The sequence below is a fragment of the Ruegeria discodermiae genome, assembly GCF_030758345.1.
Lineage (GTDB): Bacteria > Pseudomonadota > Alphaproteobacteria > Rhodobacterales > Rhodobacteraceae > Ruegeria_C.
Map to the genome: position 1 here is coordinate 1 of NZ_JAVAMO010000006.1, position 21,662 is coordinate 21,662.

Here is a 21,662-nt window from a genome sequence, read left to right on the forward strand (position 1 = left end):
ATTTGTCTGATATACTCAATTAGGCACGGTAAGCCGGAAACGGTGCACGGTCCTGCAAGTTAATCATTCTTCGAAGCATCGTTTCCATGACACTTTGGCGAACACATTCTACTTCTGCTGACTGATCGTCGAACAAGTTTCGCAACTCGTAAGGGTCATTTTCCAAGTCGTAGAGCTCGTTCCAGTTTTCTCCCTCGCGTAAGGACATTCTGTATCTGTCGGTTACAACGGTTCGCACGCGCTGTGGCCGATCGAAGCCTGTCATGGTTCGTTGGCTGTCCTCTTCCACCAGCACGGCCTTTGGAGGCTTTGATGTGAGCAGATCGCGTCCCTGAATGCCATTAAAGGCCTGTATGCCCGCCCGGGATAGAATTGTAGCTGCAATGTCGATCGAAGAACCTAAGCCGGTATCAACCGCGGCCTGCGTTGTTTTTGGGTCTTTCCAGATAAATGGTACGCGGATGATGCTTTGGTAGTGCAGCAAGAGCTTCAGCATCAGACCGTGATCGCCCATGTAATCACCGTGGTCAGAGGTGAAAATCACCACGGTATCCTCTGCCAGTCCCAAAGCCTCAAGCCGGGCCAGCACCCGCCCGATCGCATCATCGATCATGGTGATCATCCCATAGGTCAGCGCTATGATCGCGCGGGCCTCATCCTCGCTGACAGCAAAGGGGTTCTGGCTGTTGCGAGGATCGGTTCCCTTTTCCATCGCTTCTTTCATGGCTTTGATCGGTGGCAGGTCACCATGTCCAAACGAGGCGGGCAACATCATGTCTGCCGGGTCATACATATCCCAATACCGTCCTGGTGGGGTGAACGGGTGGTGCGGATCTGGAAAGGACATCTGCAGAAAGAATGGCGCCTCCTGCCGTGCCTGTTCGGTCAGCCAGGCCTCGGCCCGGTCGGGAATCCATGCGGTAGAGTAAAGCTCTTCCGGTACAGCCGTTCGCCAAGCTTGAGGCGCATTTATCCGGTTGTCTGGCAACGCGTTGTCAGGACCAGTCAAATCATCAAAGTCAGGATGCTGTGTTCGGGCCCACAGCAGATAGTCACCAGAGGCCTGGTCGCCGTGATCGGCAGTAACCTCTACATGATCGAACCCATAAAAATGGCCTGTCAAACGCTCGGACAGTGGCCTGTCCCATTTGGGGGCAACTTCAAGATCATATTCAGATGAATGCCTGTTGTTCTTATAGGCGTCCCGCAGAGCGATGGACGGCGTTGTCAAACCGTCCTGTGGCTCGAACTGATTGGTCGCGGGCAAACCGGTAAAACTCTGTAGGTGGGATTTGCCGATCAGGCCGGTGTTGTACCCGGCATCGCGCAAGAGTTCGACAAAGGTGGTGTGATCCTTTGAAAGGGGAATGCCGTTGTGGCGTGCACCATGTACTGAACACATGCGCCCGGTCATAATGGATGCGCGGTTGGGCATACAGATGGGATTGGCAACATAGAACCTATCCCAGCGCGTTCCTTTCGCAGCGAGACTGTCGATATGGGGCGTTTTTACAGTGTCATTGCCGTAACAGCCCAAGTGATCCGCTCGATGTTGATCCGTAATGATGAACAGGAAGTTTGGTCGTTTGCTCATTGGGATGCCTTTGAAGCTTCGGGCGTGGATCGAGCGGTTAGGAAATCATATGCGACCAGCGCCAATCCGATGCCAATCGCTGGGATCTGGATCAACGGATCGGTAGCCAGACAAGCAAACGCGGTGCCAAAACGCACAACGATTTCAGGGATTGTCAGCTTGCGCCTGTCGAAACCCGACAAGGCCGATGAGAATAGCCAGATGCAAAAGCAGGTGCGTGCCACGATCCAAAGGAAAGGCAGCAGACTGAATTGCTCGATAACCAGGATGGTCGGATAGAAAGCAAAGACAAAGGGTATGATGAACTTTGCCATGCCCAGCCGGAACGACATGAAGGCTGTCATCAGAGGATTGGCCTGCGCGATAGGGGCTGCTGCATAGGCGGCGATGGCAACAGGAGGTGTCAGGGATGAGGCAACGCCGTAATAGAAGACGAACATGTGTGCGGTCAGCATCGAAACACCCAGTTCCTGAATGGCAGGGCCCATCACAAGTATGATAATCAGATAGGCGGGTAGTGTGGGCATGCCCATCCCAAGAACCAGAGCCCCCACCATGGCGACCAGCAGCGCCGAGAACAGGCTTTCACCACGGATCGTTGCAATCACATTCGCCAGCTTCAGGCCAAGGCCGGTACTGTCGAGCGACCCGACCAGAATGCCAATCGCGGCAATGGCGATCAAAAGCAGCGCGCCCGATTCCGCGCCTTTGAGAAAAGAGTCCCAGATACGTTTTGGATTGGCCCTAACTTCCGGGTTGATTGCAGACAAAACCAACAGAACCACAACGGCGTAGAAGCCTGCGGCAGAGGTGGACAACCCCGCTAGCAAGGAGCCGATCACGACAAGAATGGGCCCGACGAACAGGACAGAGTTTATAAGGTCCGTGCGCGTGATCTGATCGTCAACGGTCATAGGCTGGACCTCGATACCTTGGCGGCGCGCCTCAACCGTCACTGCGGCGAACAAGCTGAAGTAGTAAAACAGCGCCGGGAACAGGGCAGCGATGATGATGTTCAAGTATCCAACGCCGGTCAGGTCCGCCATGACCAGTGCTGCGGCGCCCATGATAGGTGGCATGATTTGCCCCCCGGATGAGGCCGTGGCCTCAATCCCGGCTGCAAAAGTCGGTGAAAAGCCTCGTTTCTTGATCATAGGGATCGTAAACGTACCGGTGCCCACGATATTGGCCACGGTCGAACCTGACATTGTGCCAAACATGGATGAAGCCAGAATGGCAGCATGCGCCGGACCACCCCGCGTGCGTCGAGTGGCAAGGAAAGCGAATTTCAGCAGCGTATCGCCTGCGCCGGTTCCTTCGAGCAGCACGCCGAAAATGATGAATACAAATACGGTGCTGAGAACGATGTTTGTGATCGAACCGAACACGCCCTTGTTGGTGTTATACCAAAGTGCTTCGGCAACTTCCTTCAGTGAGAAACCCGCATGTGCCATAATGCCGGGTAAGTCCTGCCCAAACAAAAGGTATATGACGCCAAGCGTACCAACCGCAAACAATCCCCATCCCCAAAGGCGGCGACACAGCTCAAGGAACACTGCCAAACCTGCCAACGCCGGCCATGCATCTTTCGTGGTTACGTCGTAAAGCGCTGTTTCCATCTCGGTCTGCACGAAATAAAAAGACCAGATCGCCCACATCCCGACAATGATGAGGGCGACGTCGATCAGGACACGCGTGCGGCTCAGCTCACCATAGATCGACTGACGCTTTTGCGAGACTGCGACTGCAACGATCAGAGCCAGTGCAAAACCGACAGCCCGGTGAACCTTAGGGTCTATCAACCCAACTCCAGATGAGTAGAGGGTGATCAGCCCGAGTGCGCAACAGGCGACCATCGAGGCCAGAGCGAATAGTCTCATCGAGACAGGGGGCATCGAAACCGCGTGGGTCATCGGAGTTTCTCTCATTCAAAGCGAAATGGGAATTGCCAAGCTGTTAGACCAGCCTGGCACAGGACTTACGAACCGGGGCGAAGGTCGTCCGGCACGTCAAAACCAGCTTCGTCGTAATAACGCAGCGCACCGGGGTGCAGCGGTACATTGACCGAGGTAAAGGCCGTGTCTTTGGTCACGTCCTTGAGGAAGAACGCGGTTGCGTGCACCTCATCCAGATTTTCCCAGAAAGCCTTGGTCGCGTTGTAAACCACATCCTCGGAAACATCCGCGTGTGTACCCACAAACTGTGTAAAGCCCAGAGCTGTAATCTCGCCTTCGGTAAGCTGCCCTTTGTAGACGTCGCCATTGAACTGCATCATGCCTCGGCCCGGTCGTCCGAACAGCGACTGCATCTCCTCGCTGGAGACTTTATCCTCAGGGATTGACAGGACGCGGAATTCCCCTGACAGGCCAAAGCGTTCGATGTTGGCAGAGCCGATCTCGGCAGGCCGCACCATCATATCTATTTTGCCGTCGGCAAGTGCCGCATATCCTTCTCCCCAGCCGAGCCGCACGGCTTGGTAGTCCTCTCCAGCAACATAGCCTGTAATGTTCTTGATCAGCGCTTCAGACGTTGCCGATGCAGACCCGGCCGGCGGACCCGTGAAAACGGTTTTGCCCTTGATATCGTTCCAAGTCTCAATCCCTGAACCCGCCAGCGTAACTGGATGATAAGCTCCGGCCTTAAACCCAAGGATTGCGCGGATGTTCTTGGAGAGTTCAGGCGCACCCTCGACTTTTTCATACATCCGCTTTTGACCAGCCATGAGATTGACCAGCGATGGCACAGTCGAGAAAAAATCGATTTCGCCTTTTGCGCCCCTCAGCATCGATTTGGTCAGTGTCTGACCTGCGTTGACCTGGATCTCCACGCCGGACTTGCCGGCCTGGTTTGAAAACGCAACGAACACTGTGTGGACCGGATCACCAACCCCTGCCGTTTCTCCTTTGAATATCTCAGCAGAACCGGCATTTGCGGCAGCGAAAGCAAAGGTCGCCGCCACAAGCGTACGACCTAACGATTTGAACAGAAACATGGACTCCTCCCAGTCAATTGCTGATCAATTTAGCAGTGTAAATCCATATGGAATAATCAATCTTTACGCCTTATACATAACAATTAGATATGAAACTTGACCCCAAGCATCTCGCCCAACTCTCTGTTATCGTCGAAGCTGGTTCCTATCAGTCTGCCGCGAGCCGGTTGGGTACCACGCAGCCAGCACTTAGCCGGAACATGAAGGCGTTAGAGGATCGACTGGGTACGCCGCTTTTTCAAAAAGTGGGGCGGCGGTCTATTCCAAATAACTTGGCGCTAAGGCTGGCGCGAAACGGGTTGGCCATCCGATTGGCGGAAGAGCAAGCAGGAGTTCTTGCAGACCAGTCTGCAAATGGCTCGATCGGTGAACTACGAATAGGCGCGCCTCCGATCGTGTCCGGGCGTTTTCTGAGCAATGCTTTGACGCAATTTATCAAGACAAATCCCAATTGCAGCGTCGAAATCAGAACCGGTCTTGTCCATGAACTTCGGACACTGCTAGAGCGAGGTGAGGTGGACCTCGTGTTCGGCCCGGAAAGCTTGGCTGAACCTGTCGACGGGCTGGAGTTCGAAGAACTTATTGACGACGGTGTCGGGGTGATGTGTCGCATAGGTCATCCCCTGACCGCTCTTAAACGGGTCATGGCGTCAGATCTTGAAGCGCAGATTTGGCTTGCGCATTCTCGAGGGAGTTTGCTGCGCCAGCAAACCGAAGCAGCTATGATTGCCTCAGGTGTCCGCTCCATGCGGATCGGCTGCGAAACAGACTCCATTCGATCAGTCCTGGAGATCGTTTCCGAAACCGATTTGATTACAACTATGCCGAGGGCAACGACCGCACCATACTTGGAAGACCGACTGCTCTTTCTGAATTTCGATCATCAGCAGTTTCATCGGCCTCTAGGGGTCATTCGGCGTGTAGGAATTTCCGCAAGCAGAATTGAAGATCGCTTCTTGCACACACTCAAGAAATCGCTTGCAGTTCATTTTCCTATCTGAGCTTAGAGTGTTTTACGAGACCGCTCTATCTGCGTTCTGCAGCAAGCATATTTTCTTACTCTAAAATAGTTCTCGAGTAATTTTCACAATCCGCTTTGTCACAAGCTCCATTCGTTCAACCTGAGTTAAGTTTTGCGGACGAAACTAATGTCTGCAATGCGGGCTGCGGACGCAGCATTCGGCCGCTATGCTCAAGTTCCGCTAATGGGATGTACCGGCTGCTTCACCCAGCAGGTTAGGCTTTGCCTATTTCTGCGAACTGGAGAAGTAGCATGGCGAAGAACGACTTTGATGAGCTGATGTCGATCGGCATCGATATCGGCAAGGACACATTTTACATTGTGGCATTTGATCTGTCGGGGCAGCGGGTTCTGCGCAAGCAAATCAAGCGACTGGCGCCGTCGGCAACGTTCGAGAAGCTGCCGCGCTGTATCGTGGGCATGGAGGCATGCCTGAGCGCCCACTTTGTCAGCCTGAGACTGCGCGAGATGGGCTTTGAGCCCTGGATCATCCCAGCGATTTATGTGAAGCCATTCAGTAAAGGTCAGCAGAACGACTATAACGATGCAGAGGCGATCGCCGAGGCCGCGCTTCGGCCCAATCTGCAAACCGTGTCCGAGAAAAGCCAGGGTCAGCTCGATCTTCAAGCTCTGCACCGGGTCAGATCACGATTGGTGTCTCGCCGGACGGCAACGATCAATCAGATCCGCGCCTTTTTGATTGAACAGGGCATCACAGTGCACAAAGGCCTGCGCGCCCTGAAGAATTCATTCGAAACGATCCTTGAAGAACGCAAAGACGAGATATCGCCGCGCATGCGGTCGATCCTGATCGGTCTCTACGGTGACTGGATGTGGATGGACGACCGGATCGAGAAAGTCTCAGCAGAAATTGAAGAGATCAGTCGAACAGAAGAGAACTGCGTCAATGTGATGACGGTTCCTGGCATTGGTCCGATGACCTCGACAGCCATGGTTGCGGCGATTGGTGAAGGCGAGGCCTTTGATCGTGGGCGCGACTTCGCGGCCTAGGTTGGATTGTGCCCCGACAATACAGCACCGGAGGACGAACGGTACTTGGCCGCATCTCCAAGCGCGGCAGCAGATATCTCAGGATGCTGTTCGTTCAGGCCGCAAAGATCATCATGATGCGGCCGCACCGTTGGCCGGATTTCAGCTTCGGAGACTGGCTGACCCGTGCCACAGAGCGCATGCATCGAAACAAAGCTGCCGTCGCGCTGGCGAACAAGCTCGCGCGCATGGCGTGGAGCATCTTGAGACACAAAACAGCATTTGACATTCCACGAGATGAGGTTGCCATCGGCGTTTAAGCCGACACGGCCCAAAGGAGTTCGCGATAGATCGAAAGCATGGAACGGAAAAATACGCCCCCAGAATCTGACGGCCCAAATGGTCAACAACGACATGTCCGCTAATGAGATCACGGTGCGAGCGTAACCCCAACAAGGCCACGACCCGCTTGTCGACAAGTAGGCCGGATACATATGAGCGATTTCCGAAAACATGCCAGAAATCATTTGCGAACAGCAGCAGGTACATACATTTGGGCCGGTCTGCGTGATCATCTGACAGCGGGGCAGGGGCCTTGTTGCAATAGCATCGAGGTCTGCGCCGAGCCCGACCTGCCCATTCGACAGAGCGCAGCGAAGGTCGGTTTTTTTATGGGTTGGCCATAAATGCGGCTCGGATCGCGGCCTTCATAGCGTCCTGAGGCCCTTGTTCATTCGGCTTGCTGGATGCCATCACCAGCTTGGAGGCAGGCGTGTTTCCGAGGCCCAATGCATCGTTCACCACCGATAGACCGCCGTGCAGCGAGGAGCGACCGAGCAGACCCACTGCGATCCCGGCTTCTACTGCTGCAATCACACCAGAGACGCTTTGGCTGGAGTAGACAACGCGATATGGCTTTCCACGGGCTTGCAATGAAATGACCGCCGCGTCGCGCCACCAGCACGCATGATCGAACAAGGCTACTGGAAGGCTTTCATCGGCCCGAAAGTACCGGTGCGCCGACGACACCCAACATGTCGGGTCTTCATAAACAACCTCCTCGTGACTGGACGGGCTTTCGACCTCATAGACCGCAAGGTCCAGCGCCCCTTTATCGAGGGCTTCTGGAAAACTTGTGCTCAAGGCGCAGGTGACATCCAGTTCGACTTTTGGATGTTGACGGGCAAAGGTCGCAATGATCGCCGCAAGTCTGGCGCGCCCGTGATCGTCGGGTATACCCAAACGTAGTTTGCCGCTTACTGTGTTCTGTGAAATCTCCCGTAGTGCCGCGTCGAGACGTGACGTCACTTCCTGCGCGACTGGAAAGAGCTTTCGTCCCGTGTCGTTCAGGACCACCCCGCGACCATGCCTGTCAAAGACCGGCTGACCCAAGATCGCTTCGAGGCGCTTGATCTGAAGACTTGTCGCAGATTGCGACCGGTGGATGCGGGCAGCACCGTCCGTGACGCTTCCGGCATCAGCCACGGCGACGAAGGTTCGCAGAAGATCGCTATCCAGGTTTTCCATCTGTTTTTCCAATGTCGGAAATCGAAACTATGCGTTTCACAGATGCCTTGTGCCGCACTATTTTTCAAGGTCAGAGGAGTATCCCATGTCAGATCAGACAGCTGCCCACCAACCATCTAACCGGAAACCCCTGGTGTGGGGCCTGTCTTTGCTGTTGGCAGGCGTCTGTCTTGCCTGGCCGGAACACGCCGCAAACGCAACAAAGTTTGTCCTATGGGGCCTGATTGACGTGGCCCCCATCGTCATTCCGGGCATCGTGCTTGCAGCCTGGATCATCGCAAGCGGCGCGGATACCCACATCGCGGGTGCCTTCGAGGGAAAGACACTGAGAACGGTTTTGGCTGCGTCGTTCATTGGAGCCATCACGCCCGTATGCGGTGTGACCGTGCTGCCTTTGATGGCCGGATTGCTGGCTGCGGGCGTGCCGCTCGCTCCGATCATGGCCTTCTGGCTGTCCTCTCCGATAACGGACCCCGCAATGCTCGCGACAACAGCGGCAACCCTTGGTCTGAGCTTTGCGATTGGCAAGACACTTGCCGCCTTCGGATTGGGTCTATTCGGCGGCGCGATCACCGGCCTGTTCGCCAAGACACCGTGGGCGATGAACGCGCTTCGGGACAATGGCCTGGCGCGCCAGCTAAGTACTGTACGATGCGGCGAAGATCAGCCCTTTGATCCTTGGGTCTGGCGGTCTGAGGCGCGACGGAGATCGTTCGGCAAACAGGTCTGGGCAACCACGCGGCTTATCCTGATTTGCCTGATACCGGCATTTGCCGCGGAGTATGCCTTGAACGCGGCCCTTACACCGGGCGCACTGGCAGCATATGTTGGCGAAGACAAATGGTGGGCCATACCCGCCGCTGTCTTCGTCGGTGCCCCGGCCTATATCGACGGTTACGCTGCGCTCCCGCTGACACGAGGGTTGATCGACAACGGCATGTCCGAAGGCGCAGCGATGGCGTTCCTTGTTTCGGGCGGCGCGGTTAGCATCTGGGGCGCTATGGCCATCGCACCGGTGCTTAAATTGCAACCGTTCATGCTCTATCTGCTGCTTGCAGTTCTGGGGTCGCTCGGGGTGGGGTATGTCTTTGGGTGGATCGTCTGAGATGCAGTGTTAACGGGCCGCAGACGTTCAGCGAACGGCAACAAAGTCCCGCGATCTGTAAATTCGCCCAACCACAGATCTCGCTGGCGCGGCGAATGACCGGAATGCGGGCCGAATGCAGAAAATCGGTACCGTGTCGAGTGACCGGTATGGGCCGACTTATGCATTGCTTACTGCAAGGAAATTAGTCGCGGTTCTATACCTGCAGCCCAAAAATAGAGCAAACTGGTCATTAGCATCAAGCGAACTGCACCCCTTGTGCTAGAACACTCTAGAGTGTTCGATGGCAGAATTGGCCTTAAATCATCATCAGTCTCGGGGGCATGAACATGATCATCAGGGTTTTTCCCATCGCCACTGTTGTTTTGATCGCCCTATCCGGCGTTCTTGTGGCTCAGCAGGGTCCTCCACCCGTGACGGTGGCAAAACCGGTTGTGAAGTCCATAGTTGAAGATGATGAGTTTGTCGGTCGCTTCGGCGCCGCGGCTGACGTAGATATCAGAGCGCGGGTTTCCGGTTTTCTTGACCAGGTGCATTTCAAGGACGGAAGTCTCGTCGAAGAGGGCGATTTGCTCTTTACAATCGACCAGCGTCAGTTTCGCACTGCATTGAGACAAGCTCGCGCGCAGATCAGTATTGCTGAAGCAACGAGTGCCTTCACAACTGATCAACTCGAACGCGCCGAGACTTTGATCAGAAACGGCAATATCGCGGAGAGTGTGGTGGACCAACGCCGCGAAGCTTTTCTGGCGTCGCAAGGTGCACTGGAACAAGCACGGGCTGCCCTGGAATTGGCCGAGCTTGATCTGGAGTACTCGGAAATCCGTGCGCCAATGTCGGGGCGTATCGATCAGGCCCGGGTTGATCCGGGAAACCTGGTCATCGCCCAAGACACCCTGTTGACATCGATCGTCTCCACCGACCCGATCTATTTCTATTTCGACATAGATGAACGCTATTTTCTGGCGTATGCGCGGGACGCGCGCGCACGGGGATCCGTTTTGCAAGAAGGCGCGGACAATCTTCAAGTCCAGGTCACAGTGGCTGACCGAAGCATTCCATCCCAGAATGGAATACTGGATTTCTCGGAAAACCGCATTGACGATGAAACCGGCACGATGCGCGTGCGCGCGGTTCTTCGCAACCCGGATGAGCTTTTGACGCCCGGTTTGTTCGGACGCGTCAATGTTCCGGGGTCGCTTCCCTACGAGGGCATCCTGATCCCGGATGAAGCGATTGCTTCGGATCAGAACCGGAGACTTGTGATGACCGTGGATGCTGACGGCAATGTCGTACCGAAGGAGATCCGACCGGGCCCCAGGATAGATGGCTACAGGGTCGTGCGTGAAGGTTTGGATGGGTCGGAGACGCTGGTTATCGAAGGTCTTGTTCGCGCCCGCCCGGGCAGCGTCGTCGCTGCGGAATTGATCGAACTGCCGCTGGTCGCAGAAAACTGAAATGGGACGTTTTTTTGTCACCCGCCCCATCTTTGCGATCGTGGTCGCGGTTGTAACAACCATCGTTGGGTTGATCGCGTATTTCGAACTGCCCGTTGAGCAATACCCGGAAATTGCCCCTCCATCGATTGTGGTAAGGGCGAACTATCCTGGGGCAGACGCCGAAACAATTGCCGCCACGGTGGCAACACCGCTTGAACAAGAGATCAACGGCGTTGAGGGCATGCTCTATATGTCGTCATATTCGACCGCCGACGGATCCATGTCGCTGACGATCACGTTTGAACTTGGCACCAATCTCGATGCGGCTCAGGTTCTTGTCCAAAACCGTGTTGCCATCGCAGAACCGCGCTTGCCGCAGGAGGTCAGATCGCTCGGCGTTACGACGAACAAGTCTTCGCCCGATCTGATGATGGTCATCCATATGCTGTCGCCGGATGAGACTTTTGACCAGCTTTATGTGTCCAACTACGCCCGTTCGCGAGTCAGGGATCGCCTTGTGCGCCTTGATGGTGTTGGTGATCTGATTATTTTCGGCGAGCGTGAGTTTTCCGCTCGCGTGTGGCTAGATCCGGACCGGCTGGGCTCTCTCGGGTTAACGTCAGGAGACGTTGTCGCGGCACTGCGCGAACAAAACGTTCAGGTTTCAGGCGGGTCGCTGGGATCGCCCCCCAATGCGACGGACAGCGCCTTTCAGGTGACGCTCACAACGCAAGGCCGATTGGAAGATCCACGCCAATTCGGTCGCGTTATTGTCAAGTCGACAGACGACGGGCGTGTTGTACGGGTCAGGGATGTGGCGCGGGTTGAAATCGGAGCGCGCTCCTACGTGACCAACTCGTACCTGAACAACAAACCAGCCGTAGCGCTTGGCATCTTTCAGCGACCGGGTTCGAACGCATTGGCGTCGGCGGATGAGATTTTGGCCGTTGTCGGAGAGCTGTCTCAGGATTTTCCTTCCGGGCTTGAATATCAGGTGGTCTACAACCCCACAGAATTCATCGAAGCCTCAGTGAACGCGGTCTATCGAACGCTGTTCGAAGCGGTATTGCTGGTTGTTGTCGTGATCGTCGTCTTTCTTCAGAGTTGGCGAACAGCCATCATACCGTTGATCGCCATTCCTGTATCACTTATCGGGACATTTGCCGTGATGCTGGCGCTTGGGTTCTCTCTGAACTTGCTGACGCTGTTCGGGCTCATTCTGGCTATCGGAATTGTCGTGGATGATGCCATCGTTGTGGTCGAAAACGTCGAACGAAACATCAAAAACGGCATGTCTCCAAAGGATGCGTCCGCCCGCACCATGGACGAAGTCCAAAATGCGATCATCGGGACGACACTGGTTCTGATTGCTGTCTTTGTGCCAGCTGCTCTGGTTCCTGGCATTACCGGCCAATTCTACAGGCAATTTGCTGTGACGATTTCCGTTGCAACAGTTATTTCGACCATCAATTCACTCAGTCTTTCGCCGGCGATGGCTGCCGTGATCTTGAAGCCAACCTCCAGTGCACCAACAAAGAACCCGCTAGCCTTTGTCACCGACCCGCTCAGCAATGGGTTCAACAATGGGTTTGATGCGTTGGCGTCCGCTTATGGTCGGACCGTACGCGCATTGTCCAGTTCGACCGGGATGCGCAGCGTCGTCCTTTTGGTCTTTGCCGGATTGATGGGCGGAACATACTGGATCACGACAAAAGTACCGACCGGATTCATCCCGGAAATGGACCAGGGATACGCCATCGTCGTGGTGCAACTGCCAGACGGTGCAGCACTGGACCGGACCGACGATATCATCGAGCAAGCGACTGAGATAGCATTGGAAACACCCGGGGTCACAAATGCCGTGGCATTTGCGGGCTTTTCTGGGGCGACCTTTACCAATGCAAGCAATCAGGGTGTGATTTTCACCACCTTTGAGAGCTTTGAGAGCCGTCAGGAAAGCGGGCTGAGTGCAGGTGCAATTGTGGGCCAGCTTTTCGGCCGGATGCAGGCCCTGCGCGAAGCCTTTATCATCGCCATTGCGCCGCCGGCGGTCCGCGGGGTTGGTACTGGTGGTGGATTCAAGCTCCAGCTTCAGGAACTTGAAAGCGCGGATATGTCCCGCGTGTTGCAATCTGCCTATGCTGTCATGGGCAGTGCTAGCCAGTCGGACAAAGTTCAGGGCGTGTTCACAACCTTTTCCTCAGGATCACCACAGCTGTACCTTGAGATCAATCGTGTTCGGGCACAAATGCTCAACGTTCCGATTGGCGAAATATTCGAAGCACTCTCGATCAACCTAGGGTCGGCTTATGTGAACGATTTTAATGCTTTTGGGCGTCTTTTTCAGGTGCGCGCTCAGGCGGATGAGCCGTTCCGTCTTAACCAGAGTGATATTCGAAGTCTACGCGTCCGTTCTGCAACAGGAGCATTGGTTCCGTTGGGCACCCTGGTTACCGTCCGCGAGACCGCAGGCCCCGCCTTGGTTCAACGCTACAATCAACAGGTGTCGGTGCCGGTTCAGGGGTCGCCGGCACCCGGTGTGTCAACGGGCCAGGCATTGCTGGAAATGGAGGCACTCGCAGAAGCCGTCATGCCGCCAGGCCTGGATTTTGAATGGACCGAGCTCGCTCTACAGGAACGCAATCAGGGCAATACGGCAGCGTACATTTTTGCCTTTTCGGTGCTGTTTGCCTTTCTGTTTCTCGCGGCGCTCTACGAAAGCTGGACGCTTCCGATGGTCATTATTTTGATCGTTCCTCTCGCGGTACTGGGCGCGATGCTGGGGGTGATGTATCGAGGGATGGACAACAATATCCTGACGCAAGTTGGATTGATTGTCCTCGTCGGGCTTGCCGCAAAGAATGCCATTCTCATCGTGGAATTCGCAAAACAAGCGCAGGAAGAACGTGGATTGTCAGCTATCGATGCCGCCGTCGAAGCCAGCCAATTGCGGTTGCGGCCAATATTGATGACTGCATTCGCGTTTATACTCGGCGTTGTGCCCTTGATGATCGCAGTCGGTCCTGGGTCAGAGATGCGACAGGCTCTTGGAACTACCGTGTTCTTTGGCATGTCGGGTGTGACTCTGCTTGGACTGTTTTTTACACCTGTTTTCTATGTTGCCATGCGCACGGTTTTCCCAATGCGACAAGTCATGGTGTAAGCCAGCGCTTGCACCGAGTTGCTCATCGCTAATGTCCGAAGAGTCCCGCGATCTGTGAATTCGTCGAACCACAGAATTTGCGGGCGCGGCGAATGACCGGAATGCGGGCTGCAAATGCAGAAAATCGGTACTGTGTCGAGTGACCGGTATGGGCCGTCTGTTTGATTGCTGCAGGCATTTCCATGGGCCCAAACGCCTTTTCACCTGACTAGAGGCTTGCAAATTTTGCGTGGATATGCACCACCGCTCTCAACTTTTGGATGCGGCGGTCACGCCGCGGGAGCTGGCTCAGTGCCGCGTTATCTGCATTGGCATCTTTCGTGATCCAAAGCTTCTCTAATTGGCGGGATCTCTATAACAACAGCGCAAATTCAAAGAACTCGCAGATTGGTTTGGCTACACTATCAAAAACTGAAACGACCGCCTTCGAAGAGGCGGTCGCTTTGCTTGCTTTGGAAGCTTAGCGCTACGCCTCTGTAACCTTCGGTGTCTCAAGAACATGGGGTGTATCATAGACTTCCATGTCAATCTGATCCTCAGATTTCGCGATCAAGACCGTACAGGCACAATCACCTGTCACATTGAGCGATGTCCGCGCCATATCGAGAATACGGTCAATACCCGCGATGATCGCCACACCTTCCAGAGGCAGGCCGACAGATGTCAGTACGAGGGAGAGCATCACGAGGCCAGCACCGGGGACACCAGCTGTGCCGATGGAGGCCAAAGTTGCGGTCAGGATAATGGTGATGTACTCGGACATTCCCAGATCAACACCGAAGGCTTGCGCCACGAAGAGTGCGGCAACGCCCTGATACATGGCTGTGCCATCCATGTTGATGGTTGCGCCAAGCGGCAGGGTGAAGCTAGCAACCGAGCGATCAACACCGAGGTTTTTTTGCACAGCTGTCATCGTCACGGGCAGCGTGCCTGAAGACGATGTGCTCGTGAACGCTACAATCTGAGGCTCAACAATACCCTGGAAGAAGCGTACGGGATTGAGCCGCCCCAAGACCGTGACCAAACCACCGTATACAAAGATCGCATGCAGGATGCAGCCGATGTAGAGCGCGGCGATGATCGTCCCAAGTGGCAAGAGCAAGTCGAGACCGTATGTCCCAGCCACCCAAGCCATCAGAGCGAACACACCATATGGTGCGAACGAAATCACGATTTCGGTGAGCTTGAGAACGACTGTGTTGAGCGACTCGAAAAAGTCGCGGATCGGTTTGCCGGCATCGCCCACGAGGTTAATCGAAAGACCAAACATTATGGCAAAGAAGATGATCTGAAGCACTTTGCCATCTGCTGCGGCGGCAATGGGGTTCGTTGGTACGATAGCGATCAGCTGTTCGATGAAGGGCGGCGCAGTTTTGGGCTCCATCGCGGTAGCAGTGCCCATATCAATGCCGACACCAGGCTGGAAAAGCGCGCCAAGCGCCAGCCCAATCGTGATCGCAAATGCGGTCGTGCATAAATAGAACGCAACAGATTTAAGCCCGATCCGACCCATCCGGGCCATATCGCTCACCGAGGTCATGCCGCAGACAAGCGACACGAAGATCAGTGGCACGATCAGCATCTTGATCAACGACAAGAAGAGTGTGCCGATATATTTGATCGTGCTAGCGATAGCCTCGTTCCCGGTGGCGTTGAGCAGGATACCTACAATCACTCCAAGTACGAGTGCTATGACAATTTGCTTCCACAAAAACAGGTTTCTCCAGGTGGCGAATAACCCGGTCTTTTGGCTGGCTGTGTCCATGAACAAGTCCCCTTTTTTTGACAAGGGCCACCCAAGACGAGCCCCTCACAATTATAACTATCAGGTTGTTAAGACCCTCCGGCCCATAAAGAAGGAAAGCCCATTGCAAATTCTGCAACGCCTATTGGTTTTTGTAATAGCCTTGCTAAGTGGGCTGCGCGAGCCGGACACATTTGCGCGCAAGGACATTCGTTGGATCGACGGCAACGGCACCGTTGTGGTCGGTGTCTCCAGACACGATCAAAGGAAGCTCTGTGCAACCCAGAATGATCGCATCGGCACCACGTTCTACCAAATGTGTAATTGCACCCGCGATTTGGTCGGCGCACGGCCCTTCTGTGAAGCCAGCTTTTACGCCCTCTGCGCCGTAGATCGCTTCCATGACAAGCCTCTGATGCACCTCATCGGGCACCAGAGGCTCTAGATCGACCTTGCCAAGAGCTTCTTGATAAAGCCCGCTGCCAATCGTGCCGTCGGTGGCAAGAATTCCGACGCGACGCGCCTTGGGCACGGCGTCAATTATGTATTCAGTGGTGGCCGAGAGAATACTCACGATTGGGATATCAAGATAACTTTGGATACGATCGACATAGGCGTGGGCGGTATTGCAAGGTATCGCAATCATATCCGCCCCGCCTCGCTCAAGCTTTTTGGCGGTAGAATAAAGCGCAACAGTCGGATCCGCGCCAGTACCTGCGAGGTTGTCCGTACGGTCAGGTATTTGTGGATTTTGCTCCACCAGAATCTTAATGTGATCCTGATCTCTATGGGCTTCCGTGGCTGCAACCAGCTTGCCCAGGAAATCTACAGTTGCCGCGGGGCCAACCCCACCAAGAACACCGACCTTGAACGGCCGATGGTGACGCTGCTCTGTCACGTCAAGTGCAAAGCGTGCATAGGCTGCCGCCGTATCTACTAGCTCAATACCGTGGCACGGCGCAAACCGATCAAACAGAAGAGGAAGCTCTGTCATTCCAGGCACAAAAACCGTCGCACCAGATTTGGCCAAGTCAGCAAGGACGGCATTGATTGGGGCCAGAATTGCGTCGTCGCGGCGACCGGATTTGAACCCTTGCGCCCCGTAAATTGCCTCCATGACCGCCCATTCCATACTGCGGCTCGGGTAGATGACGTCAACATCATCGCCAAACAGCTTGTCAAACAGGCCACATTCTCGGACGAAAGGTGTAGCCAGGACACCGATCTTCTGGGGCTGCGGCGAGAGGCAATCAATATACAGTTTTATGGCCTCCGTCATGCTGACGAGCTTCAGTTGAAGCTCATCTTCCAGTTCATCAAGAAAGCAATGGGTGATGAAGCAAGGAAGAAGGGCCGCGTCACAGCCGTCCCGCTCCAGACGCGACAAAGTATCAAACACGTAGAGCTTGCGATGCGTCGGTGAGTATCCAGGTTCCATGGCGCTGACCGGTTCGCGCATTGGCTTCTGCTCGAATATTAGCTCGCGATGATCGACTTCGGATTTGACCGGTGTGGCATCGACAATCCGGTAGAGCAAATCGGCTCCGGCAAGGGCGCCCAATCCGCCGACAATTCCGAGACGTAAGGTTTTGGCGCTCATGGAAAGCCACCTTTGTCGGCGATCCGCCGCAACTGAAATAGAATGTCCCGCGCCTGTAAATCCGGCGTTCTGACGGTTCTCCCGCGCGCAGCTAACGGCGAAGCAATATCGGTAATTTTAACAGTCTCAACGAAATCTAGGCGTTCTCGTAATGTTCGGAGTGCGGTCATGGCTTGCCTTTGGGTCGACCAGCACTGGCATAGATGGAGCTACAGAACAGCGCCATATGATCAGACACATAGCGGTTGCAAGTTTTGCAATGCCTATACAACATACAGTTAAGTAGGAGGTAAGGATGGAAATTGATTGGCTCGAGGACTTTTTGGCGTTGTCATCGGCAGGCATCTTCGCGCGGGCCGCAGATGCGCGAAACATCAGTCAGTCAGCTTTCACCCGCCGCATCAAAAACCTAGAGCATTGGGCCGGAACGCCCCTTTTTGACCGCAGCGTGCACCCTGTGCAGTTGACCCCCGCAGGAGAGGCGTTCAAGAAAACGGCTTTCGACACCGTGAATGCACTCAAGGAAAGCAAGCATGACATTCGCGGGCTGACGCAGAGGGAAGCCGACAGGCTCGATTTTGTTGCGCTGCATACGCTTGCGATCTCATTCTTCCCAGCTTGGTTAAGCGAAATGTCGGAATATCTCGGACCGATCAAATCTCGACTTGTTGCCGAGAACTTCTCAGGTTGTGCGGAAGCTATACTGACCGGGAGCGCAGATTTCATGCTGTGCTACGCGCACCCGACTGTGCCGACAATCTCAGACGAGAGCCGATATCCCTCTGCCGTCATTTCAACGGATAGGATCATCGCTGTCAGCGCATGTGATTCCACTGGAACACCAACCTTCGATCTGACCGCTTCAGGAGACGTTCCTTTTCTGACATATCCTCCAGATACGTTTCTTGGACGGATCACACAGGTTTGCATAGACCGCTGCCAAATTCAGCAAACACTAAACCCTGTCTACGAAAACTCCGTGGCCGAAGCGCTCAAATCCGCCTGCCTTGAGGGGCACGGCTTGGCTTTTCTGCCAGAAAGTTCTGTGAAGACCGAATTGGCCGATGGCAAACTTGTCAAAGTCAGTCAGGCTGACTTTGAAGCAAACATCAGCATTAGACTTTATCGTTCGATTGAGCGGTCCAGACCGCAACTAGAGCGTTTTTGGAAGCTCTCACAGCGGGATGGCTAAGGTCCGCCTCATGCCAGATTTTCGTCTATGCATGCGCCTTTGACCAATGCCCAAAAATGTTCAACAGCTGGCCTGCTTTTGCCCATATTGCGAAAGAGACGCACAGACATCTGATGTTCAATGCAACTGTCGCCAACTGGCACCAAGAGGCCATCGGACAATTGAGCCTTGATCGACATCTCAGGTAGCCACGCGATACCGAGCCCTTCTATGCACGCTGCCTTCTGTGCTTCGGAAAACGAGTTCTCGCTAGTCACTGTAAGGCTGTCGGACAATCCAGACTTTGAAACAATACTTTGGTTCAGGCGGCCAAGAAAGCTGTCGGAAGAATAGGCAAGCCATGGCACTTTGCCTGGCCTCTCGAAATGAAACATCGGCCTGCCATGTGTGTCGGGGCAGGAGACTGCAATCAGGCGATCTTCCGCAAGCCTTACCGATGGAAACCACCCATCATTGGCCCAGACTTCCATGGACGGATGTTCATAAGACAGCATGAAATCCACAGATCCTGTTCGGAGCACTTCAACGCAATCTGCATAGGATCCAACAGTAAAAGCCGTCTGGAGAGGGGTGTTCACATTTGACAACCGTTTGAGCCAAGACGGGACAAAGGAAACCGAGAGCGTGTGAAGGGCCGACAGGCGCAGGACAGCTTGGTCGTTTGCCGCGTGCTGCAGCAAATCCTCTCTTGCGAAACGGAGCATCTTGATCGTTTCACTTGCCGTTGCGCGGAACGCGCGCCCCGCCATCGTCAGGGTGACAGGATGCACGCTACGGTCAAAAAGGGGTGTTCCGACCCAATGCTCTAGGTTCTTGATGCGACGTGTAAAGGCCGGTTGGCTGATGTTTCGAGCCTGCGCAGCTTGGGAAAACACCCCGACGGTGGCCAGCGCTAAGTAATCCTCTAACCAATCGACCTCCATTGCCTCCCTCCTTCTGACAGATCAACGTTAGCCGAAGAAGCTCCTACCGGGCGCTGCGATCTTTGCAAGCGCATTGCAAATTATGTCGAGCAAGAATAGCACTTTAGGGACAACTCCCATTTGCGCCACTCTCAAAGTGATGCCGCCAAAGTACAGCCCTGATTTCCAGTTTCGAGATCACAACATATTGCTGCTCCGAGGAATGGCAGACCTATGCATTCGCAGCCAATGACCGGTTCGGTGAAACTGCGTTGCGGCGTAGGCTGACTTGATGAATGGCTGGTATGGGCCGTCCTCAACGAGGCGCGGCGGCTCAGTGGTTCAGATTCTGTGTATGCTCCGTTGTCTACTTCGAGCCCTGAATGACCGAAGCTGCACTCTTCACGAGCGTCATCTTTGGGTCAGACTCTAATCCTGCCGCATTGAGGTTTCTTCAAGACCAGTCTTTAGACGAGCAATAACCTGCTGCGCTGTTGCGATGTCATTTGACGACAGACCGTTTGACAGCTCATTAACCCACGGGACTTGCCTCGCAATCGCGGCTTCGTATAACTCCTGCCCCTTTCGAGTCATAACGACCAAGTGCGCCCGCTTGTGGTGTGGGTTCGGCTGAAACTCCACTATGCCTTCTTTGCTCAATTCATTGATGATCCGTTGTACGCCTTGCCGGTGAACGCCCATCGTCCGTGCATGCCAGGCAACGGATTCCGGTCGATCAGAATAGGCAATGGCGCCGAGGATCTGCCATCGGGCACTTGTCAGGCCGAGTTCTGATACGAGGCGATCACCGGCAAGCTGCAATCGACCGTTCAGCCGAAACACGTCCAGTATCAGTGCTGTCACGGCTTCTCCTTCTTCAGTCCTTCGCGCATCCGGCATGTCGATTCCTCATTTCATTTGACAACGTGTTGTCATTGTGTTTGATACTTCCTAAGTATGACAACATGACACCAGATTGAAGCTACTTTCAAGGAGTACCGCAATGGTCAGTTTCAAACCCCTCGACCCCGAGTTTCCCATTGAACGGCAATTGGGTATCGACGCTGGACCCGTCGTTCTCGTCAACCTCTTTACAGTCGATCCTCTTGACCAAGACGCCCTCGTTGAAGCTTGGAAGAGCGATGCCGAATGGATGAAAAAGCAGCCGGGTTACATCAGCACTCAACTGCATAAAGCCGTTGGTGACGGCAGCATGTATATGAACTACGCGGTCTGGGAGTCTGTTGCGGACTTTCGCACTGCGTTTTCAAACCCCGAGTTTCAGCAGCAGCTCAGCCACTATCCCTCAAGTGCCGTGACCGCACCCCACCTGTTCGAGAAGGTTGCGGTGCCGAATTGCTGCGCGGCCTGAAGAAGCCCTTTCCAAAAGCCAATTTGAAGGAACCGCCATGAAAACAAAGGTACACGCCATCGCGGGTGTCATCGGCTTTGTGATGATCCTCCTCTTCTGGACATCAACGGCCACCAGCGAACTCTTTGCGGGCCATGAAACAGTCGCAACCGTCAAGGCATTGATCCTGAAAGGCATGTTCATCCTCATCCCGGCAATGGCGATTGCTGGCGGATCGGGCATGGCAATGGGCCGGAAACGCAAGGATGCGCTTACGAAGGCTAAGAAAACCCGAATGCCCGTCATTGCGCTGAACGGCGTATTTTGGCGGCGGCCGCTCAAATATCTCTCGCCAGCGATCGAGGCAGCCCGGTCGGTCAGTGTTTTCGATTTCAGCGAGTATTGTCGCGAAGTCGCGGATTGGGGGCGAAACATTCATGATGCTCATACCTCTTTCACGTTCCGATAGACCGACCCTTTGTCGGTTGTCGTTCGCTCAACCCTAAGCGCCGCCTCTGGCGCAAGATACACATCGGAATTGACGAAGAAACGCTGGAAGTGCGGGCCCTAGAGGTCACGACCAGCAATGTGGGTGACGCGCCGATACTGCCGGAGCTACTCGATAAATCCCACCCGATCAGAGCGTCGGGTCAGTGACCGCAGACGGTGCTTACGATAGGCGCAAAATGCCATGACGCGATTGCGGCGCGGGGGCTCATGCCGTAATCCCACTACGCAAAAATGCCAAACCCTGGAAACCCACGAGTGCCGGGGCCATCTCCCGCAACGAAGCGGTCAATGCTTCGCGTTATCTCGGCCACGCGATCTGGCGACGATGGAGCGGATACCACCGCCGAAGCCGCGTCGAGAGCAAGATGAACTGCACCAAACTCTTCGGCCAATCTCTGATGGCGAGAGAGTTTGAGCGGCAAGTCGTGGAAATCCAGATCCGCGTCGCGGTTCTCAACCGCTACACGACTCTTGGTATGCCTGTCAGAGAACCCGTAGCATAAGTCCGTCCGGGGAAAGGGGAAGTCCGCTC

At 54.7% G+C, this 21,662-nt stretch carries 15 protein-coding genes and 2 pseudogenes; 9 read left to right on the top strand and 8 right to left on the bottom strand.

Translation table 11 applies throughout. From position 1 onward, the window contains the following. Window positions 1–19 precede the first annotated feature (19 nt). The 3 genes from Q5Y75_RS14730 to Q5Y75_RS14740 form a co-directional block, all read right to left on the bottom strand. Window positions 20–1,594, bottom strand: coding sequence for a sulfatase family protein (locus Q5Y75_RS14730; protein ID WP_306198775.1), 1,575 nt, complete (start codon window positions 1,592–1,594; stop codon window positions 20–22). Further along, entirely contained in the window at window positions 1,591–3,507 is a 1,917-nt protein-coding gene (locus tag Q5Y75_RS14735) for a TRAP transporter permease (RefSeq protein ID WP_306198778.1), read from the bottom strand. Before Q5Y75_RS14735 ends, Q5Y75_RS14730 begins: the two co-directional genes overlap by 4 nt. A 65-nt stretch (window positions 3,508–3,572) precedes the next feature. Further along, window positions 3,573–4,586, bottom strand: a complete 1,014-nt coding sequence (locus Q5Y75_RS14740; protein ID WP_306198781.1) for a TAXI family TRAP transporter solute-binding subunit — start codon at window positions 4,584–4,586, stop codon at window positions 3,573–3,575. 89 nt (window positions 4,587–4,675) lie between these two features. On the opposite strand from Q5Y75_RS14740, the gene Q5Y75_RS14745 reads away from it, so the two are divergent. Together Q5Y75_RS14745 and Q5Y75_RS14750 are read left to right on the top strand one after the other, a co-directional pair. Next, complete coding sequence (locus tag Q5Y75_RS14745) at window positions 4,676–5,587, top strand: LysR family transcriptional regulator (protein ID WP_306198783.1); 912 nt, start codon at window positions 4,676–4,678, stop codon at window positions 5,585–5,587. A gap of 272 nt (window positions 5,588–5,859) precedes the next feature. After that, window positions 5,860–6,917, top strand: a pseudogene (locus Q5Y75_RS14750) (IS110 family RNA-guided transposase). Window positions 6,918–7,266: 349 nt separating this feature from the next. Here Q5Y75_RS14750 and Q5Y75_RS14755 read toward each other — a convergent pair. Further along, window positions 7,267–8,124, bottom strand: a complete 858-nt coding sequence (locus tag Q5Y75_RS14755; protein ID WP_306198786.1) for a LysR substrate-binding domain-containing protein — start codon at window positions 8,122–8,124, stop codon at window positions 7,267–7,269. An 85-nt stretch (window positions 8,125–8,209) separates the two neighbouring features. On the opposite strand from Q5Y75_RS14755, the gene Q5Y75_RS14760 reads away from it, so the two are divergent. The 3 genes from Q5Y75_RS14760 (at window position 8,210) to Q5Y75_RS14770 (ending at window position 13,831) form a co-directional block, all read left to right on the top strand. After that, a complete protein-coding gene (locus tag Q5Y75_RS14760) occupies window positions 8,210–9,229 on the top strand; it encodes a permease (protein WP_306198789.1) in 1,020 nt (339 codons plus the stop codon). 323 nt (window positions 9,230–9,552) lie between these two features. Further along, a complete protein-coding gene (locus Q5Y75_RS14765; RefSeq protein WP_306198792.1) occupies window positions 9,553–10,686 on the top strand; it encodes an efflux RND transporter periplasmic adaptor subunit in 1,134 nt (377 codons plus the stop codon). A 1-nt stretch (window position 10,687) separates the two neighbouring features. Next, window positions 10,688–13,831, top strand: coding sequence for an efflux RND transporter permease subunit (locus tag Q5Y75_RS14770; protein WP_306198795.1), 3,144 nt, complete (start codon window positions 10,688–10,690; stop codon window positions 13,829–13,831). Window positions 13,832–14,297: 466 nt separating this feature from the next. Here Q5Y75_RS14770 and Q5Y75_RS14775 read toward each other — a convergent pair whose 3' ends face one another. Continuing rightward, entirely contained in the window at window positions 14,298–15,596 is a 1,299-nt protein-coding gene (locus Q5Y75_RS14775; protein WP_306198796.1) for a dicarboxylate/amino acid:cation symporter, read from the bottom strand. A gap of 145 nt (window positions 15,597–15,741) precedes the next feature. After that, complete coding sequence (gene cuyB, locus Q5Y75_RS14780) at window positions 15,742–17,175, bottom strand: cysteate racemase (protein WP_306198798.1); 1,434 nt, start codon at window positions 17,173–17,175, stop codon at window positions 15,742–15,744. Between the two features lie 295 nt (window positions 17,176–17,470). On the opposite strand from cuyB, the gene Q5Y75_RS14785 reads away from it, so the two are divergent. Further along, a complete protein-coding gene (locus Q5Y75_RS14785; RefSeq protein WP_306198799.1) occupies window positions 17,471–18,367 on the top strand; it encodes a LysR substrate-binding domain-containing protein in 897 nt (298 codons plus the stop codon). Window positions 18,368–18,375: 8 nt separating this feature from the next. On the opposite strand, the gene Q5Y75_RS14790 is transcribed toward Q5Y75_RS14785, so the two are convergent. Together Q5Y75_RS14790 and Q5Y75_RS14795 are read right to left on the bottom strand one after the other, a co-directional pair. Further along, window positions 18,376–19,290: a LysR substrate-binding domain-containing protein gene (locus Q5Y75_RS14790; protein ID WP_306198801.1), complete on the bottom strand. Its 915-nt coding sequence runs from the start codon at window positions 19,288–19,290 to the stop codon at window positions 18,376–18,378. A 408-nt stretch (window positions 19,291–19,698) separates the two neighbouring features. Then, window positions 19,699–20,133 carry a MarR family winged helix-turn-helix transcriptional regulator gene (locus Q5Y75_RS14795; RefSeq protein WP_306198802.1) on the bottom strand — a complete coding sequence of 145 codons (435 nt, stop codon included), beginning with the start codon at window positions 20,131–20,133 and terminating at the stop codon, window positions 19,699–19,701. Between the two features lie 139 nt (window positions 20,134–20,272). Here Q5Y75_RS14795 and Q5Y75_RS14800 point away from each other — a divergent pair, with 139 nt between their 5' ends. From Q5Y75_RS14800 to Q5Y75_RS14810, 3 genes and pseudogenes are all read left to right on the top strand, one after another. Further along, window positions 20,273–20,641: an antibiotic biosynthesis monooxygenase family protein gene (locus Q5Y75_RS14800; RefSeq protein ID WP_306198803.1), complete on the top strand. Its 369-nt coding sequence runs from the start codon at window positions 20,273–20,275 to the stop codon at window positions 20,639–20,641. A gap of 37 nt (window positions 20,642–20,678) precedes the next feature. Further along, window positions 20,679–21,089 carry a hypothetical protein gene (locus tag Q5Y75_RS14805; RefSeq protein WP_306198805.1) on the top strand — a complete coding sequence of 137 codons (411 nt, stop codon included), beginning with the start codon at window positions 20,679–20,681 and terminating at the stop codon, window positions 21,087–21,089. Window positions 21,090–21,124: 35 nt separating this feature from the next. Next, window positions 21,125–21,633, top strand: a pseudogene (locus Q5Y75_RS14810) (IS5 family transposase); the annotation flags it as partial. Between the last annotated feature and the right edge of the window lie 29 nt (window positions 21,634–21,662).